Raw genomic sequence first — 22,117 nt, forward strand, 5'->3', positions numbered from 1 at the left:
GCGCGACACGTGCGTCTGGCCGGACGCGGGCGACCGACCCACAAGGAGGTCCCCCGTGGAGGGTGTCCACAGCAGCGAAGCCGTTATCGACAACGGCTCATTCGGCACGCGTACCATCCGGTTCGAGACCGGGCGGCTCGCGCGCCAGGCGGCGGGTTCCGCCGTCGTCTATCTGGACGACGACACGATGGTCCTTTCCGCGACCACCGCGTCCAAGAATCCCAAGGAGAACCTCGACTTCTTCCCTCTCACGGTGGACGTCGAGGAGCGAATGTACGCCGCGGGCCGCATTCCTGGCTCGTTCTTCCGGCGTGAGGGCCGTCCCTCCGAGGACGCCATCCTCACCTGCCGCCTGATCGACCGGCCGCTGCGCCCCTCGTTCGTCAAGGGCCTGCGCAACGAGATCCAGGTGGTCGCCACCGTCATGGCGCTCCACCCCGAGCACCTGTACGACGTCGTGGCGATCAACGCCGCGTCCCTCTCCACCCAGCTCGCCGGGCTGCCGTTCTCCGGCCCGATCGGCGGCGTCCGCGTCGCGCTGATCGAGGGCCAGTGGATCGCGTTCCCGACCAACACCGAGCTGGCCAGCGCCACCTTCGACATGGTGGTCGCGGGCCGCGTCCTGGACGACGGCGACGTCGCGATCATGATGGTCGAGGCCGAGTCCACCCGCGACACGCTCAAGCTGGTCGCCGAGGGTGCCGTGGCGCCCACCGAGGAGACCGTGGCCCAGGGCCTCGAGGCCGCCAAGCCGTTCATCAAGGTGCTGTGCGAGGCGCAGGCCAAGGTCGCGAAGGTCGCCGCCAAGGAGACCGCCGAGTACCCCCTGTTCCTCGACTACCAGGACGACGTCCTGGAGGCCGTGACCGGCGCGGTGCGGAGCGAGCTCGCCGCCGCGCTGACCATCGCCGGCAAGCAGGAGCGTGAGACCGAGCTCGACCGGGTCAAGGCCCTGGTGCTGGAGAAGGTCGGCCCCGACTTCGAGGGCCGCGAGAAGGAGATCGGCGCCGCGTTCCGGTCGCTGACCAAGAAGCTCATGCGCGAGCGGGTCATCGCCGAGGGCGTCCGCATCGACGGCCGCGGCGTCAAGGACATCCGGCAGCTCAGCGCCGAGGTCCACGTCGTTCCCCGGGTGCACGGCTCGGCCCTGTTCGAGCGCGGCGAGACCCAGATCCTGGGCATCACCACGCTCAACATGCTCCGCATGGAGCAGATGATCGACACGCTCAACCCCGAGCGCACCAAGCGCTACATGCACAACTACAACTTCCCGCCCTACTCCACCGGCGAGACCGGCCGGGTGGGCTCGCCCAAGCGGCGCGAGATCGGCCACGGCGCGCTCGCCGAGCGGGCGATCCTGCCGGTGCTGCCGCTGCGCGAGGAGTTCCCGTACGCGATCCGCCAGGTCTCCGAGGCGCTGAGCTCCAACGGCTCGACCTCGATGGGGTCGGTCTGCGCCTCGACGATGGCGCTGCTCGACGCGGGTGTCCCGCTGAAGGGCATCGTCGCGGGCATCGCGATGGGCCTCATCAACGAGGGCGACCAGTACGTCACGCTGACCGACATCCTCGGTGCCGAGGACGCCATGGGCGACATGGACTTCAAGGTCGCCGGCACCAAGGACGTCATCACCGCGCTCCAGCTCGACACCAAGCTGGACGGCATCCCGGCCTCCGTGCTGTCGGCCGCGCTGCGGCAGGCCAAGGGCGCCCGCCTCGCGATCATCGACGTGATGCAGGAGGCCATCGACTCCCCGGCGGAGATGAACGCGACGGCCCCGCGCATCATCACGATCAAGATCCCGGTGGACAAGATCGGAGAGGTCATCGGCCCGAAGGGCAAGATGATCAACCAGATCCAGGACGACACCGGCGCCGAGATCACCCTGGAAGACGACGGAACCATCTACATCGGCGCCACCGACGGCCCGTCCGCCGAGGCGGCCAGGTCGGCGATCAACGCCATCGCGAACCCGCACATGCCGGAGGTCGGCGAGCGCTACCTGGGCACGGTCGTCAAGATCGCCGCCTTCGGCGCCTTCATCTCCCTCATGCCGGGCAAGGACGGCCTCCTGCACGTCTCCCAGATCCGCAAGCTGCACGGCGGCAAGCGCATCGAGAACGTCGAGGACGTCATGAACGTCGGCGAGAAGGTCCAGGTGGAGATCGCCGAGATCGACTCGCGCGGCAAGCTCTCCCTGGTGCCCGTCGAGGTCATCGAGAAGGAGGCCGCGGCCAGGGCCGAGTCCGGCGACGCTGAGACCTCGGCGACCTCGGCGGACCCGGTGGCCGAGACGTCCGCCGCGGCCGACGACCGGCCCCGCGAGGAGCGGCCCCGCCGCACCCGCACCCGCAGCAGTAGCAACGGCGGTGGCGGTGGCAACCGCGGTGGCGGCGGAGGGGAAGACCGCAACTCGTGATCACCACCACTCTGCACCCCGGCAAGGACGGCGCCGGGGTCGTGAAGCGCACCGTCCTTCCCGGTGGGCTCCGGGTGGTGACCGAGTCCATGCCGACCGTGCGTTCCGTCGCGGTCGGCATGTGGGTCGGCATCGGGTCGAGAGACGAGTCCCCCCAGCACATGGGCTCCTCCCACTTCCTTGAGCACCTGCTGTTCAAGGGCACGCCCACGCGGGACGCCCTGGAGATCTCCGCGGCCATCGAGGGCATCGGCGGCGAGATCAACGCCTTCACCGCCAAGGAGTACACCTGCTACTACGCGCGGGTCCTCGACGAGGACCTGCGGGTGGCGATCGACGTGCTCGCCGACGTGGTGACCTCCTCGCTCATCACCGAGGAGGACGTGGAGGCCGAGCGTGGCGTGATCCTGGAGGAGATCGCCATGCACGACGACGATCCCTCGGACGTGGTGCACGAGCAGTTCTCCGCGGAGCTGTACGGTGACACGCCGGTCGGCAGGCCGATCCTCGGCACGGTCGACTCGATCACCGCGGTCACCCGCGACCGGATCGCCGAGTACTACCGGCGCTACTACCTGCCCACCCACACCGTGGTGTCGGTGGCGGGCAACGTCGACCACGAGCGGGTCGTGGCCCTGGTCGCGGCGGCCTACGAGCGGGCCGGGGCCCTGGGCGGGGACGCCGCGCCGGTGCCCCCGCGCCTGTCGGGGCCCGGCGTCGAGCTCCGCTCCGGCACGCGGGTGGTGCACCGGCCGACCGAGCAGGCCAACCTGGTCCTCGGCACGACCGCGCTGACCCGCACCGACGAGCGCCGCTTCGCGCTCGGCGTGCTCAACGCGGCACTGGGCGGCGGCATGTCCTCGCGGCTGTTCCAGGAGATCAGGGAGAAGAGGGGCCTGGCCTACTCGGCCTACTCCTACACCTCCGCCCTCGCCGACACCGGCCAGTTCGGCATCTACGTCGGCTGCCTGCCGTCGAAGATCGACGACGTGCTGAAGATCTGCCGCGAGGAGGTGCTCCGGGTGGTCGCCGACGGCATCACCGAGGAGGAGATCGTCCGCGGCAAGGGCCAGATGCGCGGCGGTCTCGTGCTCGGCCTGGAGGACACCGGATCCCGGATGTCCAGGATCGGCAAGGGCGAGCTGGTCTTCGACGAGCTGCTCTCGGTCGACGACCTGCTCGGCAGGATCGACGCGGTGACCCCGGAGCAGATCGCCGAGGTCGCCTCGGAGGTTCTCACTCGCCCGATGTCCCTCGCGGTCATCGGCCCCTACAAGGAGGACCGGGACTTCAGCGCGGTCGTCACCGGCTGACGCGGTTTCCCCAGGCTCCCGATTTCCGCGATTTCCACGTACGAGCGGCCCCGGCGCATCCCGCGCCGGGGCCGTCCGTCGTCCCGGGGGCCTGCGGTATAGCCTTGGGCCCGTGATCAGGGTTGGAGTTCTCGGCGCCCGAGGGCGCGTCGGTGTCGAAGTGTGCAGGGCCGTCGAGGCGGCGGACGATCTGGAGCTGGTCGCGGCCGTCGACCAGGGTGACCCGATCGAGGAGCTGGAAGGCGCCGAGGTGGTGGTCGACTTCACCCACCCCGACGTCGTGATGGGCAACCTCGAATGGTGCGTCTCCCACGGCATCCACCCGGTGGTCGGCACCACCGGCTTCGACGCCGCCCGGCTGGCGGCCGTGAGGGGCTGGCTGGACGCCAACCCCGGCGTCAACGCGCTGATCGCCCCCAACTTCGGCATCGCGGCCGTGCTCATGATGCACTTCGCCCAGCAGGCCGCCCGCTACTTCGAGTCGGCCGAGATCGTCGAGCTGCACCACCCCAACAAGGCCGACGCGCCCTCGGGCACCGCCCGCCGCACGGCCGAGCTGATCGCCGAGGCCCGGCGCAAGGCGGGCTCGGCGCCGATGCCCGACGCCACCAGCACGGAGCTCGACGGGGCGCGCGGCGCCGACGTCGACGGGGTCCGCGTGCACGCGGTGCGGCTGGCCGGGCTCATCGCCCACCAGGAGGTCATCCTGGGCGGCGACGGCGAGATCCTCACCATCCGCCACGACACCATGAACCGCTCGTCGTTCACCCCGGGTGTGCTCCTGGGCGTGCGCCGGGTCCGCGAGCTGCCCGGCCTGACCGTCGGCCTGGAGCATCTGCTCGACCTCTAGCGCGTGATCCCGCCGGGCCCGCCGTTCTTTGGAACCCCGGGCCCGGCGCCGCTCGTTGTACGGCCATGACACCTCCCGAGCTTGCCTGCCCGCTCTGTCACGGCACCGAGTTCCAGCGGGAGGAGGGCAGGCTCGCCGGCCGCTGGGGCATGACCTCGCACCGGTTGACCCTGATGATCTGCGTGCGGTGCCGCTATATCCTCCAGTTCTATGACAAGCACTCGATCTTCAACATTGGCTGAGGTCCGCCGGGCGCGGCCGGAGGAGCTGGCAGGGCTGGTCGCGGTGGAGCTCGCGGCCGACGGGGTCTTCGCCCAGGTCGGGATCACCTTCCCGCCGGGGACCACGATGATCGAGGAGGCCGACGACCCCTCCCGGGTGCTCGTGGTGGGCGACCCGCCGATCGGGTTCGCCCTGTTCGGCCCGGTCGACGGGCAGCTCCACCTCGACCAGCTCGCCGTCCACCCCGACCACGGGCGCAGGGGTGCCGGTGGTCGGCTGCTGGAGGCCGTCTGCGAGCACGCGGCCTCGACCGGCTTCGCCGCCGTGACGCTGACGACCTACCGCGACGTGTCGTGGAACGCCCCCTGGTACGCCCGGCGCGGCTTCGCCGTGCTCGACTCCGCCGAGTGGGGTCCGGAGCTGGCCGAGCTGGTGCGCCACGAGCGGGAGCTGGGCATCGAGATCGTCCCCCGCGTCGTGATGCGCCGCATCCTGTGAAACCGCGTCCCGCGAGGGGGCCGACTCGGCGGACCGGAAGGCCGTGCTTCGGCGGGGCCGGGGAAGCGGGGTTCGACGGGGCCGGGAAGCGAGGATTTGGCGAGACCGGGGGCCGGGGGTCGGGGAGCCGGGCCTCGGGGCTGGGTCAGAGGGCCAGGCCGATGGTGAGCAGCAGGCCGTAGACGAGCTGGAAGCGGCCCGTCTGCTGGAGCGTGGCGATGAGCGCGGGGCCGGTCGCGCCCGCCCGTACGGCCTTCACCGGGGCGACGGCGAGCGGGGCGGCGAGCAGTGCCAGCGCCGCGAACGGCTGCCACGGCGCCAGCGCGGGCGCGATCACCAGGGGCAGGACCAGGCAGAGGGTGTAGAGGACGCGGGTGCGGGTGTCACCGAGCACCACGGCCATGGTGCGCTTGCCCGCGGGGCCGTCGGTCACGATGTCGCGCAGGTTGTTGACCACGAGCATCGCGCAGGCCAGCAGGCCCGCCGGGACGGCCGCCACCACCGCGAGCCAGGGCAGGTACTCGAGCTGGACGTACGTGGTGCCCGTCACCGCCACCAGGCCGAAGAACACGAAGACCGAGACCTCGCCCAGTGCCCGGTAGCCGTACGGGCTGGAGCCGCCGGTGTAGAACCAGGCCGCGGCGATCGCCAGCGCGCCGACCAGCAGCAGCCACCAGGCCCCGGTGGCCACGACGAGCACCAGCCCGGCCACCGCGGCGGCCAGGAAGCAGGCGAGGGCCGCGGTGAGGACCTGGCGGGGTGACGCGGCGCGCGAGCCGACCAGGCGCATCGGGCCGACCCGGTCCTCGTCGGTGCCGCGTACCCCGTCGCTGTAGTCGTTGGCGTAGTTGACGCCCACCTGGAGGGCGAGGGCCACGAACAGGGCGAGCAGGGCCCGCCACCACACCCCTCCGGCGTCCCCGATGGCGACCCCGGTGCCGATGGCGACGGGGACGACGGCGGCGGGAAGGGTGCGCGGACGTGCTCCGGCGATCCACTGGCTCGGGGTGGCCATGGGGGTGCGGGGTTCCTCTCCGGCTCTAGCTGATGTCGGTCGCCAGGCGGATCATCCGCACCGTACGGCCCATGTCGATGACCCGCTCGGCCCCGTCGGCGCCCCACCCGGCGGACTCCAGGAAGCCTCGCACCGCGTAGTTCTCGGCGAAGACCCAGGTCACGATGGTGTGGTAGCCGTCGTCACGGAGGTAGTCGACCGTGGCGTTCAGCAGCCGGCTGCCGTGGCCGCGCCGGACGTGGTCGGGGTCGATCAGGAACGTGAGCATCTCTCCGGCGGTGGTCGGGTCGAGGTCGGGATCCTCCGCCGGTGCGTGTGAGGCCAGGCCGGCGACCTTCTCGGCGCCCTGCAACGCGGCCATGGCCTCGATGCCGCCGGGACCGAGCGCCGGGAAGGCGTCGGTGTCGAGGACGACCTGCTCCACGGCCACCAGCACGCGGTGCCGGCGGCTGGGTGGCGAGGTGATCGCGTCCTCCCACTGCTGCCGCCACATGTTCTCGGCCGCCGGGCCGGTCATCTGCTCCAGCGGTCCTTCGGGAAGGAAATCCCGGTAGCCGTATTTCCACGCGCGGATCTGGGTGCCCGTCACCGCGGCGACATCATCGTGCCGAGCCGCCCGCACGCCTACGTCTGCCATCTCGGCCCGCTCCTTCTCTGCCGTCTGCCGTCGCCTCGGAACGCGCTGTCTCGCGGATCTCGTGCCACGCGAGCGGGCATCAGGCGGGTGGATCCGTGAGGCAGGCTCTTACACCGTATCGGGGAATCCGACTCAGAGATGACGTGAACCCGGCTCCGTCTGCCGCCGAGCCCGATATGCCCTTGTCTTCGTGCGGTTGCCGCAGACCTTCATGGAACACCACGACCGCGAGCGGTTCTTGGACGAGTCGACGAACGCCCACTGGCAGGTGCTCTCGGTACAGACCTTCAGACGCGGCCACATCCCCTCGGAACGGGCGCTCATCACGGCGGCGACGATCCCGGCCAGCCCTCCGGGAACCCCTGTCGCGACGGGTTCGAGCACCGGTCCGTCGGCGGTCAGGGCAACGCGCAGCGGGAGGGCGGCGAAGGACCTCGACGGCCCGGGGTCGTGATCGTCGGCGCCACGGCCTCCGCCGGGGCGGTCGTGGTTGTGGCGAAGCGCCTCGCGGAGGGCCTCGCGGAGCCCGACGGCCGTCGCCAGATCCCTCTCGTCGGCCGCGTCTCCGGAGCCGATCAGGTCCCGCCTGCCCAGCCAGGCGGTCAGCGCGGCCGGGGAGGGGATCGAGTCGGTCCTCTCCTCGACGTCGTAGGTGTTCACGAAGTCGATCACCAGGCCGGAGGGGTCGTCCATCTCGTCGCTCACCTCTTCCCCCTTCGCAACCACTGTACGCCATTAGGGGGTTGTGTTCTCTTCGACACCGCCATAGTGTGTTAGATGGTGTTTTAAGGAGGTTGCCATGTGGTACCTGGCCTATCTCGCGTTCAGGGAGAGCGGCAGGCGCGCGTCGTACGCGGGGGACGATCCCTCGCGCGCCGTCTTCTACGACGAGGACGACCGCTTCCTGGTCGAGCGAGAGCTCACGGTCACCCACCACGAGGTCTTCGCGGCCACCTGACCACTCTCTCGCGGGGTCGGGGGGCAGGGGGCGCCGCCCGGCCCCGCGGGAGGGTGACCAGGCGGTCAGGGGCCTTCCAGGGCCGTCGCCCGGTTCCGTGGGGAGACGGGGCGGTGGTCAGGGCCCGTCCAGGGCCGTCGCCAGTCTGCGGACGCCCTCGACCAGCTCGGCCGTGTGGACGGCCGCCGAGTGGGTCACCCTGATGCGCGGGCCCGGCGGCTCGGCGGGGTAGTAGATGCGCCCCGGACTCACCAGGGCGCCCGCCCTCCCAGCGGCCTCGACCACGGTCTCCTCGTCCAGCTCCTCGGGGAGCCGTACCCACAGGTGCAGGCCGCCGCGGGGGACGAGGTGGATCCCGGCGCCGGGCATCCGGGCGGTCAGGGCGGCGGCGAGGGTGTCCCTGCGGAGCGCCAGTTCGGTGCCCAGCGCGGCCAGGTGGCGCCGCCAGGCGGGCGAGCCGACGAACTCCAGCGCCGTCTCCTGGAGCGGCCTGGCCACGAAGAACGACTCCACGAGCTGGCTCGCCCTCAGCCGCCGGGCGGCGGGGCCCCGGGCGACGACCCCGGCGACCCGCAGGCTCGGCGACAGGGCCTTGGTCAGGGAGTTGATGTGCACGACCGTGCCGTGGGCGTCCAGCGCGACCAGCGGCGGCGGTACGGGGGCGGTGGTGAGGTAGCGGGCGTAGTCGTCCTCGATCACGAACGCCCCGGCGGCGCGGGCGATCGCCAGCACCTGCTCGCGCCGCTCCAGGGTCAGGGTCGCGCCGGTGGGGTTGTGCAGGGTCGGCTGGCAGAGGAGGACCCGCGCGCCGGTCACGGCGAACGCCTCCGCGAGGAGTTCGGGCCGCACCCCGTCGCGGTCCATGGGCACGGCCGTCGCGCGGAGGCCGGCGGCCCGCGCCGCCGCGAGCGCGCCCGGGTAGGTGGGGGTCTCGACGAGTACGGGGGTGCCGGGGGCGGCGAGGGCGCGGAAGGCGTGGATGAGCGCCGCCTGCCCGCCGCTGACGACCAGCACGTCCGACGGGGTGACGTCGCCGCCCAGCTCCTGGGCGAACCACCTGCGCAGCTCGGAGAGACCGGTGAGCGGCGGCATCGCCCAGACGTCGGGGCGGCGGAGCGCCCGGGAGGCGGCGGCCGACAGAGCCCTGGAGGGGCGCAGGGCCGGGTTGAGGTAACCGCCGGTGAGCGGGATGACCCCGTCGGGCGGGGCGGTGAGCAGGCCGCTGACCTCGCTGTCGTCCACCACCCTGTCGCCGAGCGCCACCGTCTGCCACGACATGTCGGCGCTGTCGCCAAGCCGCGTGACCGCCGGGGCCACGTAGGCGCCGCTGCCGGGCCTGGTGATCACCCGTCCCTCGGTGGCGAGTCTGCCGATCGCGCGCGACACGGTCACCGGGCTCACGTTGTGCAGCCGGACCAGCTCCCGGCTCGACGGCAGCCGATCGCCCGGACGGAGCCGCGACACCTCCTCACGGAGCGTGGCGGTGAGCCGGACGATACTGCTATCGTCATTCATGAGTGAAAAGAGTAGCGCTATCGTGCCAAATCGGATAGCGGCGGATACGGCCCCGCCCGCGGAGGCACTGCCCGGTGTGGTGCCTCCGCGGGAGGCGCGTCACGATCGGCGGCCGGCCGGCGCGCTGCCGCCCGGGGCGCCGGACGGGGCCTGGCGGGGGACCCTGCTGGCCGGGCTCGGGGTGCTGGCGTTCTCGGGGTCGTTCCCGGCGACGGTCTTCGCGATGGAGGGCTTCGACCCCTACCTGGTGGCGGTTGGCCGGGCCGCCGTCGCGGCCGTCGCGGCCGCCGCCTTCCTCCTCGTGGCCAGGGTGCCGCTGCTGCCGCCCAGGTCCCGGCTCCGGTCGTACGGCGTCATCGTGGCAGGCGTGGTGTTCGGCTTCCCCCTCTTCAGCGGCCTGGCGCTCCACGCCGGGGCCTCCACCTCGCACGCCGCCGTGGTGATCGGGCTGCTGCCCGCGGCCACCGCGGCCTGCGCGGTGCTGCGGGCGGGGGAGTGGCCCAGGGCGCTGTTCTGGGTCTCCTGCGGCCTCGGCGCCGTGTCGATCACCGCCTTCACCCTCAGCATGGGCGGCGGCCACGTCACCGGGGCCGACCTGCTGCTCGTCGGCGCGCTGCTGTCGGCCGCCGTCGGCTACACCGAGGGCGGGCGCCTGGCCCGCGAGACCCCCGGCTGGCGGGTGATCTCCCACACCCTCGTCCTCGCCGCCCCGCTGACCGTGCCGATCACCGTCGCGCTCGCGCTCACCACCGACCTGCGGCCCACCGCCGCCTCGCTGGCCGGATTCGCGTACGTCGGCCTGGTCTCGATGTTCCTCGGCTTCATCCCCTGGTACGCGGGCCTGGCCATGGGCGGCATCGCCCGCGCCGGGCAGACCCAGCTCGCCCAGCCGCTGCTGACGCTGCTGTGGGCCTGGCTGCTGCTCGGCGAGCTCTTCGGCGCGGTCACGATCGCGGCGGCGCTGGCCGTCCTCGCGTGCGTCGCCCTGACACAGCGGGCCCGCTCCTGAGCGCCGCCGTTCCCGTGGCGGATTTTGAAGCGGGCGCGCCGGACCGGATCCCGGCGTTGCCCTGAGGCCCGAGGGGGGCGTCCGCCCTTATCCCGGTGTTCTGGTACGGACGCGTGACGAGCGCCTGATCGGCGGCCCGCGAAAGCCCCGGCCCTCCCGGCGGATTCCAGGGACCGTCGCGACGAGGCGCCGGGGCGAGCCGCCAGGTGCCGCGCGACGATCTCGGACCGACACCGCCTCCCGGAAGGTCGGCAGAGTCAGTCGCGGTAGTACGCCATAGATGCACGGCCTCGGTCGCATCTAAACGGATGAGACCCGAGGAGAGCCTTGCATCCCAATCAACAACGCGAATTCGCTGAATTCGTGGTCAGCCGATCGGACAGCCTGATCAGGCTCGCCTACGTCCTGACCAACGACCAGCACGCCGCGGAGGACCTGCTACAGACAGCGCTGATGAAGACCACCGGCCACTGGCGGAGAATTCGCGGCAATCCCGAGGCCTACGTGCGGCGGGTGATGTACCACGAGCAGGTCGGCCGCTGGCGAAGTCCCCGCTGGGGCCGCGAACGAGTGGTTCGGACGCCCCCCGACCAGGCGGTCGGCGACCGCGTCGGCGAGATCGAGAACCGTCTCACCCTGCAACAGGCACTGCGTGCCCTGCCGGTGCGCAAACGCGCGGTGCTGGTGCTGCGCTACTACGAGGACCTCTCCGAATCGGAGGTCGCGAAGATCATGGGCTGCTCGGTGGGAACCGTCCGCAGCCAGACCCATCAGGCGATCGTCCGGCTCCGCGAGCTGGTCGGCGAAACCGTCACCCTGGAGGCCTGACATGACCGTCAACGAGCAGAAGATCACCGAGGAGCTGAGGCTGATGGCGGGCGAGGCCCGGCCGGTCGACGCCCTCGCCTACGCCTCCCGGGCAGCCGCCGGAGCCTCAAGGCGCCGCCGCCTGTCGTGGTCGCTCGCCGGACTGGCGGTCGCCGCGGCCTCCGTGGCCGGTGTCTTCGTCGTGGGCTCTTCTTCCGGATTTCCCGAAGGCCGGAACATCGCCGCGAAGGTCGCCGGACTGCCGCGGAACACTCCCGAGCAGCTGCGGGCGGTACGCGAGTGCATGCCCACGGGCGGGCCGGTGCACAACATGGACGGCAATCGGCGAATCCCCGAACACGGCAGGGCCGAGGACTTCCGCGTACTGGTGGAGTACCGCGACAGGGGAGGATCCACCGCGCTGGTCGGCAGCACCGCCGGCTTCGTCCTGTGCACGCCGACCACGCAGAAGGAGTTCGCGGGGCGCGCGGTGTTCACCTACTGGGGCTACAACCCCCCCGGGGACCTGACCGGCTTCTCCGGCGACCTCAACGTGGACGCCTACGAGGGGCAAACTCACTCGTACGCGGTGGGGCCGGAACGCGAGCAAAGGGATGACAACTACCTGGTTGTCGTCGGGCGTGTCACTCCTGACGTGCGGCGAGTGGAGATCGACTGGGCAGGCAGGCGGCGCGTCGACGCGCAGGTGGCCAACGGTTTCTTCATCGGGCGGATGCTCACGAAACCGGTCCCGGATCCCGGGGGGCGCGTTGACGCGAACGGCGAACCCCTGGAAGTCGTCGACACCCCCCTGGCCACCGTGACCGCCTACGACGAGGCGGGCCGGGTCGTCGGCCAGGAGAAGGGCGTCAACTACATGTGGAGGGGGCCCGCCCACCGGCCCACCCCCGGGGACTGACGGCCACTGCGGCGAGTCGCCTCCGGCGGATCGAAACGTGACCTGAGCGCGTCAGGCACAGTTGGGCAGTTGGGCTCCGCGGGGACAGGGCGCGTTCGAGGGGACGCCGCAACATCGTGATCGATCGGGGGATCGGACCCCGTGGAGCCGGAAGTTCATCGCGCTTCCCGAGCCGACGTGTCGCGACGGCCGCCTCCGGAGGCGGGAAGCCGGGTGAAACCGCTTCAAGCTGGGAAAATCCACCATGCGCGCAATCGCATGACCACGGAGGACGGCAGATGGCCGATCAACCCCATGACCCGCCCTGAGGGCGAAGACCCCTCGGTGCCCGTCGGCCCACCTCCCGCGCCCGCCTCCGATCCGGCTCCCACACCTGGTCCGCCCCCCGCGCTCGCTCCGGCTCCCGCCTCCGGTGCCGAGCCCGTTCCCGTGCGGGTCCCCGAGACGGGGTCCGTCCAGCGGCGAAGCCATGTCGCTCTCGTGCTGCTGACGCTGGCGGCGGGGGCGATGGACGCGATCGCCTTCCTCGGGCTCGGCGGTGTCTTCACCGCGAACATGACCGGAAACCTCATCCTCTTCGCCCTCGCCGGCCGCGAGGACTGGGTGCTCCACGCGCTGCGTTCCGGACTCGCCTGCGCGGGGTTCTGCGCGGGGCTTCTCATCGGCTTCAAGATGCCCGGGCGTCACCGAGGGAACGCGTGGTGGCCGTTGGCCGTCATCAGGCTCCTGCGGGCCGGCCTGGCCCTCCAGGTCGCCTTTCTCGCCGGCTGGGCGTTCAGCGGGGGCGCACCCGGCCCGGCCGTGATTCTCGCGCTGATCGGGGCGGGATCCTGCGCCATGGGCATGCAGGCCGCGGCGGCCCGTCGCGTCAACCTCGCCGGCATCACGGCGACGTTCGTCACGGGTACCCTCACCGCGCTGTTCGAGACCTCGGCGTCGGGCTGGTCCGCCGACAACCGGCGTCGTGCCGCCATCGTCGTCGCGCTCGTCCTCGGTGCCCTCTGCGCGTCCCTGCTCCTGCGCTTCGCGCCGCCCTGGGCCGGTGTGGTCGCCCCGGTCTTCACACTTCTCGCGCTCGTCGTCGTGCGCCCGTACGCTCGAGGGGGACGCCGAGGACGACCGGGCCGGAGTGACGGCTGAGGGGCCCGGCGGTGATTCGCGGGGTTTCCGGAGGACGAGAACGGATATTCCAGGGTGGGGCGGCAGGGGGCCTGTCACTCGGCCGGTGAATCGCTTAGAAATGAGGTTGGGACTCCGACTCCCAGTCTCGCCGATCACGACGGCCGGGGCGAGCGGAGATCCTCCGACGACGTAAGGAGATGACTCGTGGGCGTGAGCCTCGCGGTGGGAGATGTGATCGAGGACTTCGAGCTCCTCGACGAGACGGGCACGCCGAGGCGGCTCAGCGAGTTCCTGGCCAAGGGGCCGGTGGTGCTCTTCTTCTATCCGGCGGCCATGACCTCCGGATGCACGGCCGAGAGCTGCCACTTCCGCGACCTGGCGGCCGACTTCGCCGCCGAGGGGGCGACCAGGATCGGGATCAGCCGCGACCAGGTCGACCGGCAGGCGAGGTTCGCCCAGGCCAACCAGCTGGGTTATCCCCTGCTCTCCGACCCTGACGGCACCGTCGCCCGACGTCTCGGCGCCCGCCGCGCCGTCGCGGTGGGCCCCTTCCTCACCCGCCGGATGACCTTCGTCATCGACGTGGACCACCGCCTTCTGGAAGTGATCCACAGCGAGACCTCCATGGAGGCCCACGCCGACCGCGCCCTCGAAGTCCTCCGCTCCCGCCCCCACCCCTGACCTCAGGAGTCGTCTTTCTCCTGTTCCCACGGCGTCGCGAAACCGGCGCGGGCCCCCGGCCGGGGACTACCTGGGGAAGTACGGCCGGGGAAGCTTGAACCCGCGGTCGGACATCACCTTCCGCAGGCGGTCGGGGTAGTCGGTGATGATGCCGTCGACGCCGTCGTCGATGAGCTTGTTCAGCGTCGGCTCGTCGTCGACGGTCCACGGGATCACCTTGATGCCGAGGCGGTGCGCCTGGTCGACCATCTCCCTGGTGACGTAGGGCTGGTAGCCGGGGTCGGTGACCTTCCCGTTCTGCGGCGTGCCGTGCACGGGGGAGAAGGCGGTCGCGCCGAAGGACTTGATCGCCTTGAGCGGGTCGCCGCCGAAGTCGTCGATGTCGATCCCGCCGAGCCAGGGGGACGCGCCGGGCTGTCCGGTCTGGAGGAAGTCCCGGTTGGTCAGGGCCACGAGAGGCAGCCTCCGGTCGACCTGGCGCATCCGCATCAGGGCGCCCCAGTCGAAGCTCTGGACGGTGACCTGGCGCCGCATCCCGGCTTTGCGGATCTCGGCCGCGGTGACCTGGACGAACTGCTCCCTGGGGGCCGTCTGATGCGGCGCCCCGGCCTCGACCTTGGTCTCGACGTTGAGCGTGACGTCGTGCGCGCGGTAACGCTTGACCAGGTCGAACACCTCGCTCAGCAGGGGCATCCGAGCTCCGGGGACCGGTCGCTGGCCGGGGAACTCCGCCAGCGTCTGGCTGCCGCAGTCCATGGTCCTGACCTGCGCCAGGGTCAGCGTGTTGACGAACTTGCCGACATAGGGGAACTCGGGGTCGCCGTCGAACGCGGGGGCGGTGTCCCGGCACTTCCTGCCGTTGATCTGCCGGTCATGGGTCACGACCGCCCTGCCGTCCTCGGTGATCTGCACGTCGAGTTCGAGCGTGCTGACCCCGACCTCCAGCCCGTTGGCGAACGAGGCGAGAGTGCTCTCCACGACCAACCCCAGCCCACCCCGGTGGGCCTGCAGGTCGAAGGTGCGACGGTGGTGCCTGTCGCGATCGCCGTCTCCGTCGGCGGTCGCCGTCCCGGACAGCGCCCCCACCGCGACACCGATCGTTGCGATCACTGTGGCCGCACGCCATCTACGCATCTGTTGTCCCTCTTCGTGGCTGATCCATCAGCTGACCGGATCATGGTCAGCCACATGTGCGGCCAGAGGGGATATTGGGACTGAAGGGAGCTTTAAAGCTTTGTGACCGCTTCCCTGCCCGGCGCGGCATCGCAGGTCGGCGGAGGTCCTTCCGGCTTCCGGGGCTGCCACGACGGGCGACACGCGGGTGCTGCGATACGGGACGGTGAGGACCCGCCCCCGGTCGCGCGGAAACGCCCTCGCTGCCGCGCCGGCCTTCGGGCCGGGGTGTCAGGGGTGCAGGGGGTGGGCGTAGACGAGGCGGAAGCGGTCGCCGGGGATGACGATGTCGCTGGTCTCCACCGGGCGGTCTCCGGCCCAGTGGGTGCGCTCGACGTGCAGGACCTGGACACCCCCGGGCAGGGCGAGGGCGTCGCTCTCGGCCGGTTGCGGGACGCGGGTGTAGACCTGCTCGACGATCTCGGTGACCTTGACGCCGATGGCCGACAGGCGGGCGATCAGACCCCGGGGGCTCTCCTCGGCGGTCTCGCCGAACTCGGCGGGCTCGTAGGAGGTGGCGAGCTGGATCGGTTTGCCGTCGCCGCGGAAGACGTAGTGGGTGCGGGTGACCGGGGCCGACTCGTCCAGCCGGAGGCGGTGGGCGATGTCGGGGGTGGCGTCGGCGGGCTCGGCCCGCCAGTCCCAGGTGGCCCGGGTGCCCTGCGACTGGATGTCGGCGCCGAACGGGGCGTGGTGGTCGTGGAAACGCCATCGGTGCAGGGGGAGCAGCACCGGCTGCTCCCGTACGTAGTGGCCCGAGCCGACGCGGCCGACGATCAGGCCCTCGGCGGCGAGCACGCGCAGCGCGTGCCGGGCGGCGGTCTCGCCCACGCCGTACTTTCTGGTCAGCTGGGCGCGTGAGGGGATCGGGGCGCCGGGGGAGAGGGAGCCGTCGACGATCTGGCGCCGGATGTCGGCGACGACGCGCAGGTAGACAGGATCGGAGCTTGCCACGTGTCCATCCCTGGGGGTCTGGGGCGTTGTCCCATCCTGTCGTATTCAATGCACAACGCAGGGTAATGGCTCCGATTTGGAGCTCCAACTTTACCGCCGCACCCAGAAGTGTCCAAAAATATCTCAGAGACCCTGTAACGCCCGCGTAAGGACCACCGATTCAACGGTAGAGGTCGTCGATGTGTGTACCCCCGAGCACATATCGGCGGCCTCTTTCTCGTTCAAGGAAGTCCTCGCCGCCGCCAAAGCGGACAAAGTTCTCGTTATTTCACGTAACCGGGCGCTAGGCGCACGAGTGCCGGTTCCTGGCCCATCTCTCCCACGGCGACCGGCCGGATCCGTCCCGGCCGTTCCGACCGTCCCGCCGCCCGGGACGCCCCCTCCACCCGGCGTTCCGCCCCCGTACGACACGGTGCCCGGCGGGGTCCGTCGCCGCGGTGGTGTATATCCGCGTGTACGGTGTGCAGCGGGCACCTCGGGGGGATGTTCGCTCTTGGGCCCATCGGTGGACGGAGGTTAGGCGGGGTGGCGGGGTCCACCGTTTCAGCGGATCCAGGTAGCGTTCGGTCTATGGCAGCGCCAACTGGAACCTCCGACGCCCCCTTCGGCCGCATGCTGACCGCGATGGTCACACCGTTCACGAGTGACGGAGAGGTCGACTACGAGACAGCGGCGCGACTCGCCACCTACCTGGTGGACGAGCAGCGTAACGACGGCCTCGTCGTGAGCGGCACGACGGGGGAGTCCCCGACGACCACCGACGACGAGAAGGAGCGCCTCCTGCGCACCGTCGTCGAGGCGGTCGGCGACCGCGCCGCGGTCGTCGCCGGAGCCGGGACCAACGACACCCGCCACAGTGTCGAGCTGGCCAGGGCCGCCGAGCGCGCCGGGGCCCACGGTCTCCTGCTGGTGACGCCGTACTACAGCAAGCCCCCCCAGGAGGGGATCTACCGCCACTTCACCACGGTGGCGGACGCGACGGCCCTGCCGGCCATGCTCTACGACATCCCCGGCCGAAGCGGCGTGCCGATCCGGAGTGAGACGCTGGTGCGGCTCGCCCGGCACGAGCGGATCGTCGCGGTGAAGGACGCCAAGGCCGACCTGTTCGAGGGGTCGCAGATCATCGCGTCCACCGGCCTGGCCTACTACTCGGGTGACGACACGCTCAACCTGCCGTGGCTGTCGGTGGGGGCCGTGGGGTGCGTCAGCGTGATCGGCCACGTCGTGGGCGCGGAGATCGCCACGATGATCGAGGCGCACCGCTCGGGGAACGTCGAGGGCGCGCTCGCCATCCACCGCAGGCTGCTGCCCGTGGTCTCCGCGATCATGATGCAGGCCGGTGGCGCGATCATGGCGAAGGCGGCGTTGTCCCTGGTCGGGAAGCCCGCGGGACCGATGCGGCCGCCCCTGGTGGAGGCGACCCGGGAGCAGCTCGCCAGGCTGCGCGAAGACTTGATCGCGGGCGGTGTGAAGCTGTCCGACGAAGTTGTGACATGAGATAAAACACCGCGGCCTTCACCGGCCGCATCCGGGAGGAACGAGAGTTTGCGAGAAAGAAGACACAACGGTCCGCTGGGGGACGGAGTGCTCGGCGAGGGAGTAGTCCTGCTGCTCGCGGGGACCTCCGTCGCATGTGAGACCTCTGAGAGAGGTGTGGCCGGATGAGTCACCCCCATCCCGAACTCGGGCTGCCGCCCGCGCTGCCCGACGGTGCCCTGCGCATCGTCGCGCTGGGCGGTCTCGGCGAGATCGGCCGCAACATGGCCGTGTTCGAGTACGAAGGCCGGTTGCTGATCGTCGACTGCGGGGTACTTTTCCCCGAGCCCGACCAGCCCGGCATCGACCTGATCCTGCCCGACTTCGAATACATCCGGGGCCGCCTGGACGACATCGAGGCCGTGGTCCTGACCCACGCGCACGAGGACCACATCGGTGCCGTGCCCTACCTGCTGCGCGAACGCCGCGACATCCCGATCGTGGGATCCAGGCTGACGCTGGCGCTGATCGAGGCCAAGCTCACCGAGCACCGCATCCAGCCGAACAAGCGTGAGGTCGTGGAGGGCGAGCGGCACAGGTTCGGGCCGTTCGAGTGCGAGTTCCTCGCCGTCAACCACTCCATCCCCGACGCGCTGGCCGTCGCGATCAGGACGCCCGCGGGCATCGTCCTGCACACCGGCGACTTCCGGATGGACCAGCTGCCCAGCGACGGGCGGCTGACCGACCTGGGCGGGTTCGCCAGGCTCGGCGCCGAGGGCGTCGACCTGCTGATGTCCGACTCGACCAACGCCGAGGTGCCGGGCTTCGTCACCAGCGAGCGGGAGATCGCGCCGGTCATCGACGAGGTCATCCGCACCGCGGAAAAGCGCGTGATCGTGGCGAGCTTCGCCTCCCACATCCACCGCGTCCAGCAGGTCATCGACTCGGCGGAGAAGCACGGCCGCAAGGTCGCGCTGGTCGGCCGTTCGATGGTGCGCAACATGGGCGTCGCCCGCGACCTGGGCTACCTGAGGGTCTCGCCCGGCCTGATCGTCGACGCCAAGGAGATCGAGGGCTGGCCGCCGGAGGACGTGGTGCTGATCTGCACCGGGTCCCAGGGCGAGCCGATGGCGGCGCTGTCGCGGATGGCCAACCGCGACCACCCGATCCGGATCGCCGAGGGCGACACGGTCCTGCTGGCCTCCTCACTGGTGCCGGGCAACGAGACCGCGGTCAACAACGTGATCAACGGGCTGTCGCGCTGGGGCGCCCGCGTGGTGCACAAGGGCAACGCGAAGGTGCACGTCTCCGGGCACGCCGCCGCGGGTGAGCTGCTGTACGTGCTCAACCTGACGCGGCCGTCCAACTTCATGCCGGTGCACGGCGAATGGCGCCACCTGCGGGCGCACGCCAAGCTCGCCGCGCTGACCGGGGTGCCCGACGACCACATCGTGATCGCCGAGGACGGCGTCGTGGTGGACCTGATCGACGGCCGGGCCAAGATCGTGGGCGCGGTTCCCGCCGGTTACGTCTACGTGGACGGCACCTCGGTGGGCGACGTCACCGACTTCGCGCTGAAGGACCGCCGCATCCTGGGCGAGGAGGGCTTCATCTCCATCGTCATCGTGGTCGACACCGCCACCGGCAAGCTCGCCGGGGGCCCGGAGATCCACGCCAGGGGATCCGGCATCGACCCGGCCATGTTCGACGACATCCTGCCGCAGGTCGAGAGGGCCCTTCAGGAGAACGCGGCCGACGGGGTGGTGGACATCCAGCAGGTCCGCCGCGTGGTCCGCAGGACCGTGGGGCGCTGGGTGAGCGACACCTACCGTCGCCGTCCGATGATCATCCCCGTGGTGGTCGAGGTCTGACCCCCGCACCGTACGGCGGTCTCACCGGCCGCCGTACGGACCATCGGGCCGCCCGATCGGGGCGGCCCCCCCGCCGCGCCCGTCGCCGTACGGGCGCGGGCATCGATATTCCTCGCTTTCCCCCGCGGTGGGCCGGCGAACGCGGCCTTTCCCGCGGTGGCCGGCGGACGCGGCTTCTCCCGCGGTGATCCGGCGGACACGGCTTCTCCCGCGACGGATCGGCGGACGCCGGTTTTCCCCGCGACGGGTCAGCAGACGCCGGGCAGGGAGCAGATCTTGACCGCCATCCTCCTGGCGTTCTTCAGCTGACGGGTGAAGTCGGAGTCGCGCACCCTGCCGTACTCGCCCGCCAGCAGGTAGATCGCCACGGCCCGGCCCTCGCGCACGACGACGGCCCGGTGCCCGCCGATGGCGGGACGCGCGCCCTTGGCGTCGTAGCTCTGGCCGGCGATCCGCACGGCCCGGTCTCCGGCGCGGACGGGTTCGGCCCAGCTCCTGAAGACCGTGCCCTCGTACTTGACGCGCGCGCACCTCTCGACCTGCCCGAGGAGCCCGGCCAGCGCCCTGCGCGCGGCGGCCGTGGAGCGGTAGATCACCAGTTGCTCGCCGGAGCGGTGCTCGGGGGCCTGGTAGACGACGGTCCGCATGGCCACCCGGTCGCGATCGGCGGGGCGGCGCAGGTCACACGGGTTGATCTCCAGATTCCCTCCCAGCCTCTGGCTGATGGTCCACTTCTCCTCCTCCGGATATCTCACCGGCTTGCGGGCCTGGGGCTCGTGCAGGAGGAAGTTCTTCGGGATCCTCGCGCCGGCCCCTCCCGTCTCGGCGAGGGCGGTGCCGCCCGCGAAGGCGGTCGCGAGGACCAGGCCCGCGGCCGTGCCCGCCGCCGCCAGCCGGATCGTCGTCCGTGCCGTGCCAGTCGTCATCGGTCTTTCCCATCTGTCGGTGGCGATCTCCTGTTGAGACCCGGGTACGGCCGGGAAAGTTCTCACCTCGGGGATCGTTTTCCGGGCGCCGGTGCCCGGGGAATCGCGGTGAGTGCGCGGGGAAGGGGGTCGTTGTATGCTCACAGTGTTCTATGTAGCAGCTTCTAATTCCATGTAATAGAACAATGGAGGGTCGATGGAGGTACGGCACGCCACGGCACCCGACCAGCTCACCGGGGCGACCACCGACTGGCTGCGCCGCCGGTTCCTGGTGGAGCAGCTCTTCGTGCCCGGAGAGGTCCGCCTGCTCTACTCCCACGAGGACCGCATCGTGGTCGGCGGGGCCCTGCCGGACGACGGGCCACTGAGACTGCACTGTCCCGACCCGCTCAGGTCGGAGTACTTCCTGGAGCGCCGCGAGCTCGGCGTGGTCAACATCGGCGAGCCCGGCACGGTGACCGTCGACGGCACCGCGTACCGCCTGGCCCCCAAGGAGTGCCTCTACGTCGGACGAGGGGCCCGCGAGGTGGTCTTCGAGGGGGGCGCGTTCTACCTGGTCTCCACTCCCGCGCACGCCGCCCTGCCGACGACCGCCGCGACCCTGGAGGACGCCGAGCCCGTGCGGCTGGGCGGCCGGGACGGTTCCAACGACCGGACGATCTACAAGTACATCCACGCCAAGGGCGTCCAGAGCTGCCAGCTCGTGCTCGGCGTGACCGTGCTGGAGCCCGGCAGCATGTGGAACACCATGCCCTGTCACACCCACGAGCGCAGGACCGAGGTCTACCTCTACTTCGACCTGCCGCCCGGCGAACGGGTGATCCACCTGATGGGACGGCCAGACGAGACGCGCAACCTCGTCGTCGCCGACCGGCAGGCGGTCGTCTCCCCGCCCTGGTCGGTGCACTGCGGCTTCGGCACCAGGAATTACTCCTTCGTCTGGGCCATGGGCGGGGAGAACCAGGCCTTCGAGGACATGGAGCAGGTCGAGATCGGCGAGCTGCGCTGATGTTCTCGCTGGAGGGCAGGACCGCGCTCGTCACCGGCGCGCGGACCGGGATCGGCCGGGCCCTGGCCGTGGGCCTGGCGGCGGCGGGGGCCGACATCGTGCTGCACGGCCGCGACGACGACCTGGACGACGTCGAGGCCGAGGTCCGCAGGACCGGCAGGCGGGCCACCCGCTGGATCCTGGACCTGTCGGACCCCCGGGACGTCCCCGAGGCGGCCGGGCGCCTGGGGCCGGTCGACGTGCTGGTCAACAACGCCGGGATCATCCGCAGGGCCCCGGCCGCCGAGCACCCCCACGAGTCCTTCCGCGAGGTGCTCGACGTCAACCTGGACGCGGTCTTCCTACTCAGCCAGGTTCTCGGGACGCGGATGCTCGCCCGGGGCTCCGGGAAGATCATCATGATCGCCTCCATGCTGTCCTTCCAGGGGGGCGTCAACGTCGTCGGCTACACCGCGGCCAAGCACGGCGTCGCCGGGCTCACGCGGGCGCTGGCCTGCGAGTGGGCGGGCTCGGGGGTGCAGGTCAACGCGATCGCCCCCGGCTACATCAGGACCGGCAACACCGAGCGGCTCTGGGACGACCCCGAGCGGGAGGCCGAGATCAGGGGCCGCATCCCCGCCGGGCGCTGGGGCACCCCCGAGGACCTCGTGGGCGCCGCCGTCTTCCTGGCGTCCGGCGCCTCCGACTACGTCAACGGGCACCTGCTGGCGGTCGACGGAGGCTGGTTGGCGCGCTGACCAGTA

The 22,117-nt window shown here is 71.1% G+C and carries 22 protein-coding genes; 15 read left to right on the forward strand and 7 right to left on the reverse strand.

Annotated features, from left to right (window positions below):
* Window positions 1-55 precede the first annotated feature (55 nt).
* From OG587_RS18035 to OG587_RS18055, 5 genes are all read left to right on the forward strand, one after another.
* Window positions 56-2,419, forward strand: coding sequence for a polyribonucleotide nucleotidyltransferase (locus tag OG587_RS18035; RefSeq protein WP_329091750.1), 2,364 nt, complete (start codon window positions 56-58; stop codon window positions 2,417-2,419).
* On the forward strand, window positions 2,419-3,732 hold the full coding sequence (locus OG587_RS18040; protein WP_329093892.1) for a M16 family metallopeptidase: 1,314 nt from the start codon (window positions 2,419-2,421) through the stop codon (window positions 3,730-3,732). The genes OG587_RS18035 and OG587_RS18040 overlap by 1 nt, the downstream gene beginning before the upstream one ends.
* A 112-nt stretch (window positions 3,733-3,844) precedes the next feature.
* The gene (gene dapB, locus OG587_RS18045; protein ID WP_329091752.1) at window positions 3,845-4,582 is read left to right on the forward strand and encodes a 4-hydroxy-tetrahydrodipicolinate reductase; all 738 of its coding nucleotides are present in this window, start codon (window positions 3,845-3,847) and stop codon (window positions 4,580-4,582) included.
* Window positions 4,583-4,647: 65 nt separating this feature from the next.
* On the forward strand, window positions 4,648-4,824 hold the full coding sequence (locus tag OG587_RS18050; RefSeq protein WP_329091754.1) for a hypothetical protein: 177 nt from the start codon (window positions 4,648-4,650) through the stop codon (window positions 4,822-4,824).
* Entirely contained in the window at window positions 4,793-5,302 is a 510-nt protein-coding gene (locus OG587_RS18055; RefSeq protein ID WP_329091756.1) for a GNAT family N-acetyltransferase, read from the forward strand. The genes OG587_RS18050 and OG587_RS18055 overlap by 32 nt, the downstream gene beginning before the upstream one ends.
* Window positions 5,303-5,447: 145 nt before the next feature.
* On the opposite strand, the gene OG587_RS18060 is transcribed toward OG587_RS18055, so the two are convergent.
* The 3 genes from OG587_RS18060 to OG587_RS18070 form a co-directional block, all read right to left on the reverse strand.
* Window positions 5,448-6,317, reverse strand: a complete 870-nt coding sequence (locus OG587_RS18060) for a 1,4-dihydroxy-2-naphthoate polyprenyltransferase (protein WP_329091758.1) — start codon at window positions 6,315-6,317, stop codon at window positions 5,448-5,450.
* Between the two features lie 25 nt (window positions 6,318-6,342).
* Window positions 6,343-6,954 carry a GNAT family N-acetyltransferase gene (locus OG587_RS18065; protein WP_329091761.1) on the reverse strand — a complete coding sequence of 204 codons (612 nt, stop codon included), beginning with the start codon at window positions 6,952-6,954 and terminating at the stop codon, window positions 6,343-6,345.
* A 132-nt stretch (window positions 6,955-7,086) separates the two neighbouring features.
* Window positions 7,087-7,659 (reverse strand): CGNR zinc finger domain-containing protein, encoded by a 573-nt coding sequence (locus OG587_RS18070; protein WP_329091763.1) that lies wholly within the window; start codon window positions 7,657-7,659, stop codon window positions 7,087-7,089.
* A 94-nt stretch (window positions 7,660-7,753) separates the two neighbouring features.
* Between OG587_RS18070 and OG587_RS18075 the strand changes: the two genes are divergently transcribed.
* The gene (locus OG587_RS18075) at window positions 7,754-7,912 is read left to right on the forward strand and encodes a hypothetical protein (protein ID WP_329091765.1); all 159 of its coding nucleotides are present in this window, start codon (window positions 7,754-7,756) and stop codon (window positions 7,910-7,912) included.
* 117 nt (window positions 7,913-8,029) lie between these two features.
* Here OG587_RS18075 and OG587_RS18080 read toward each other — a convergent pair whose 3' ends face one another.
* Window positions 8,030-9,427, reverse strand: coding sequence for an aminotransferase-like domain-containing protein (locus OG587_RS18080; protein ID WP_329091766.1), 1,398 nt, complete (start codon window positions 9,425-9,427; stop codon window positions 8,030-8,032).
* Between the two features lie 22 nt (window positions 9,428-9,449).
* Between OG587_RS18080 and OG587_RS18085 the strand changes: the two genes are divergently transcribed.
* The 5 genes from OG587_RS18085 to OG587_RS18105 all read left to right on the forward strand — a co-directional run bounded on the left by OG587_RS18085 (window position 9,450) and on the right by OG587_RS18105 (window position 13,965).
* Complete coding sequence (locus OG587_RS18085) at window positions 9,450-10,436, forward strand: DMT family transporter (protein ID WP_329091768.1); 987 nt, start codon at window positions 9,450-9,452, stop codon at window positions 10,434-10,436.
* A gap of 327 nt (window positions 10,437-10,763) precedes the next feature.
* Window positions 10,764-11,264 carry a SigE family RNA polymerase sigma factor gene (locus OG587_RS18090; RefSeq protein WP_329091770.1) on the forward strand — a complete coding sequence of 167 codons (501 nt, stop codon included), beginning with the start codon at window positions 10,764-10,766 and terminating at the stop codon, window positions 11,262-11,264.
* A gap of 1 nt (window position 11,265) precedes the next feature.
* Window positions 11,266-12,162 carry a hypothetical protein gene (locus OG587_RS18095; RefSeq protein WP_329091772.1) on the forward strand — a complete coding sequence of 299 codons (897 nt, stop codon included), beginning with the start codon at window positions 11,266-11,268 and terminating at the stop codon, window positions 12,160-12,162.
* Window positions 12,163-12,456: 294 nt separating this feature from the next.
* Window positions 12,457-13,302, forward strand: coding sequence for a YoaK family protein (locus OG587_RS18100; protein WP_329091774.1), 846 nt, complete (start codon window positions 12,457-12,459; stop codon window positions 13,300-13,302).
* A 186-nt stretch (window positions 13,303-13,488) separates the two neighbouring features.
* A complete protein-coding gene (locus OG587_RS18105; protein WP_329091776.1) occupies window positions 13,489-13,965 on the forward strand; it encodes a peroxiredoxin in 477 nt (158 codons plus the stop codon).
* A gap of 66 nt (window positions 13,966-14,031) precedes the next feature.
* Here OG587_RS18105 and OG587_RS18110 read toward each other — a convergent pair whose 3' ends face one another.
* Both OG587_RS18110 and OG587_RS18115 read right to left on the reverse strand, forming a co-directional pair.
* A complete protein-coding gene (locus OG587_RS18110; RefSeq protein ID WP_329091778.1) occupies window positions 14,032-15,099 on the reverse strand; it encodes a glycerophosphodiester phosphodiesterase family protein in 1,068 nt (355 codons plus the stop codon).
* Window positions 15,100-15,369: 270 nt separating this feature from the next.
* Window positions 15,370-16,092, reverse strand: a complete 723-nt coding sequence (locus tag OG587_RS18115; RefSeq protein ID WP_329091780.1) for a GntR family transcriptional regulator — start codon at window positions 16,090-16,092, stop codon at window positions 15,370-15,372.
* A 570-nt stretch (window positions 16,093-16,662) separates the two neighbouring features.
* On the opposite strand from OG587_RS18115, the gene dapA reads away from it, so the two are divergent.
* Window positions 16,663-17,589, forward strand: coding sequence for a 4-hydroxy-tetrahydrodipicolinate synthase (dapA, locus tag OG587_RS18120; RefSeq protein ID WP_329091782.1), 927 nt, complete (start codon window positions 16,663-16,665; stop codon window positions 17,587-17,589).
* Between the two features lie 164 nt (window positions 17,590-17,753).
* On the forward strand, window positions 17,754-19,439 hold the full coding sequence (locus tag OG587_RS18125; protein ID WP_329091784.1) for a ribonuclease J: 1,686 nt from the start codon (window positions 17,754-17,756) through the stop codon (window positions 19,437-19,439).
* 248 nt (window positions 19,440-19,687) lie between these two features.
* Here the strand turns inward: OG587_RS18125 and OG587_RS18130 are convergent, their stop codons facing one another.
* Window positions 19,688-20,365, reverse strand: coding sequence for a hypothetical protein (locus OG587_RS18130; RefSeq protein ID WP_329091786.1), 678 nt, complete (start codon window positions 20,363-20,365; stop codon window positions 19,688-19,690).
* 196 nt (window positions 20,366-20,561) lie between these two features.
* Between OG587_RS18130 and kduI the strand changes: the two genes are divergently transcribed.
* Window positions 20,562-21,374, forward strand: coding sequence for a 5-dehydro-4-deoxy-D-glucuronate isomerase (kduI, locus tag OG587_RS18135; RefSeq protein ID WP_329091788.1), 813 nt, complete (start codon window positions 20,562-20,564; stop codon window positions 21,372-21,374).
* On the forward strand, window positions 21,374-22,111 hold the full coding sequence (locus tag OG587_RS18140; protein WP_329091791.1) for an SDR family oxidoreductase: 738 nt from the start codon (window positions 21,374-21,376) through the stop codon (window positions 22,109-22,111). The genes kduI and OG587_RS18140 overlap by 1 nt, the downstream gene beginning before the upstream one ends.
* Window positions 22,112-22,117 lie beyond the last annotated feature (6 nt).

Origin of the sequence: Streptosporangium sp. NBC_01469 (genome assembly GCF_036227305.1) — a bacterium.
In the GTDB taxonomy this organism is placed as follows: Bacteria; Actinomycetota; Actinomycetes; order Streptosporangiales; family Streptosporangiaceae; genus Streptosporangium.

Bases quoted from the DNA above. Each gene is read 5' to 3' on its own strand.
- OG587_RS18050 (WP_329091754.1), top strand. From the start codon at position 4,648: ATGACACCTCCCGAGCTTGCCTGCCCGCTCTGTCACGGCACCGAGTTC.
- OG587_RS18055 (WP_329091756.1), top strand. From the start codon at position 4,793: ATGACAAGCACTCGATCTTCAACATTGGCTGAGGTCCGCCGGGCGCGG.
- OG587_RS18060 (WP_329091758.1), bottom strand. From the start codon at position 6,317: ATGGCCACCCCGAGCCAGTGGATCGCCGGAGCACGTCCGCGCACCCTT.
- OG587_RS18065 (WP_329091761.1), bottom strand. From the start codon at position 6,954: ATGGCAGACGTAGGCGTGCGGGCGGCTCGGCACGATGATGTCGCCGCG.
- OG587_RS18075 (WP_329091765.1), top strand. From the start codon at position 7,754: ATGTGGTACCTGGCCTATCTCGCGTTCAGGGAGAGCGGCAGGCGCGCG.
- OG587_RS18080 (WP_329091766.1), bottom strand. From the start codon at position 9,427: ATGAATGACGATAGCAGTATCGTCCGGCTCACCGCCACGCTCCGTGAG.
- OG587_RS18095 (WP_329091772.1), top strand. From the start codon at position 11,266: ATGACCGTCAACGAGCAGAAGATCACCGAGGAGCTGAGGCTGATGGCG.
- OG587_RS18100 (WP_329091774.1), top strand. From the start codon at position 12,457: ATGACCCGCCCTGAGGGCGAAGACCCCTCGGTGCCCGTCGGCCCACCT.
- OG587_RS18110 (WP_329091778.1), bottom strand. From the start codon at position 15,099: ATGCGTAGATGGCGTGCGGCCACAGTGATCGCAACGATCGGTGTCGCG.
- dapA (WP_329091782.1), top strand. From the start codon at position 16,663: ATGGCAGCGCCAACTGGAACCTCCGACGCCCCCTTCGGCCGCATGCTG.
- OG587_RS18125 (WP_329091784.1), top strand. From the start codon at position 17,754: ATGAGTCACCCCCATCCCGAACTCGGGCTGCCGCCCGCGCTGCCCGAC.
- OG587_RS18130 (WP_329091786.1), bottom strand. From the start codon at position 20,365: ATGACGACTGGCACGGCACGGACGACGATCCGGCTGGCGGCGGCGGGC.
- kduI (WP_329091788.1), top strand. From the start codon at position 20,562: ATGGAGGTACGGCACGCCACGGCACCCGACCAGCTCACCGGGGCGACC.
- OG587_RS18140 (WP_329091791.1), top strand. From the start codon at position 21,374: ATGTTCTCGCTGGAGGGCAGGACCGCGCTCGTCACCGGCGCGCGGACC.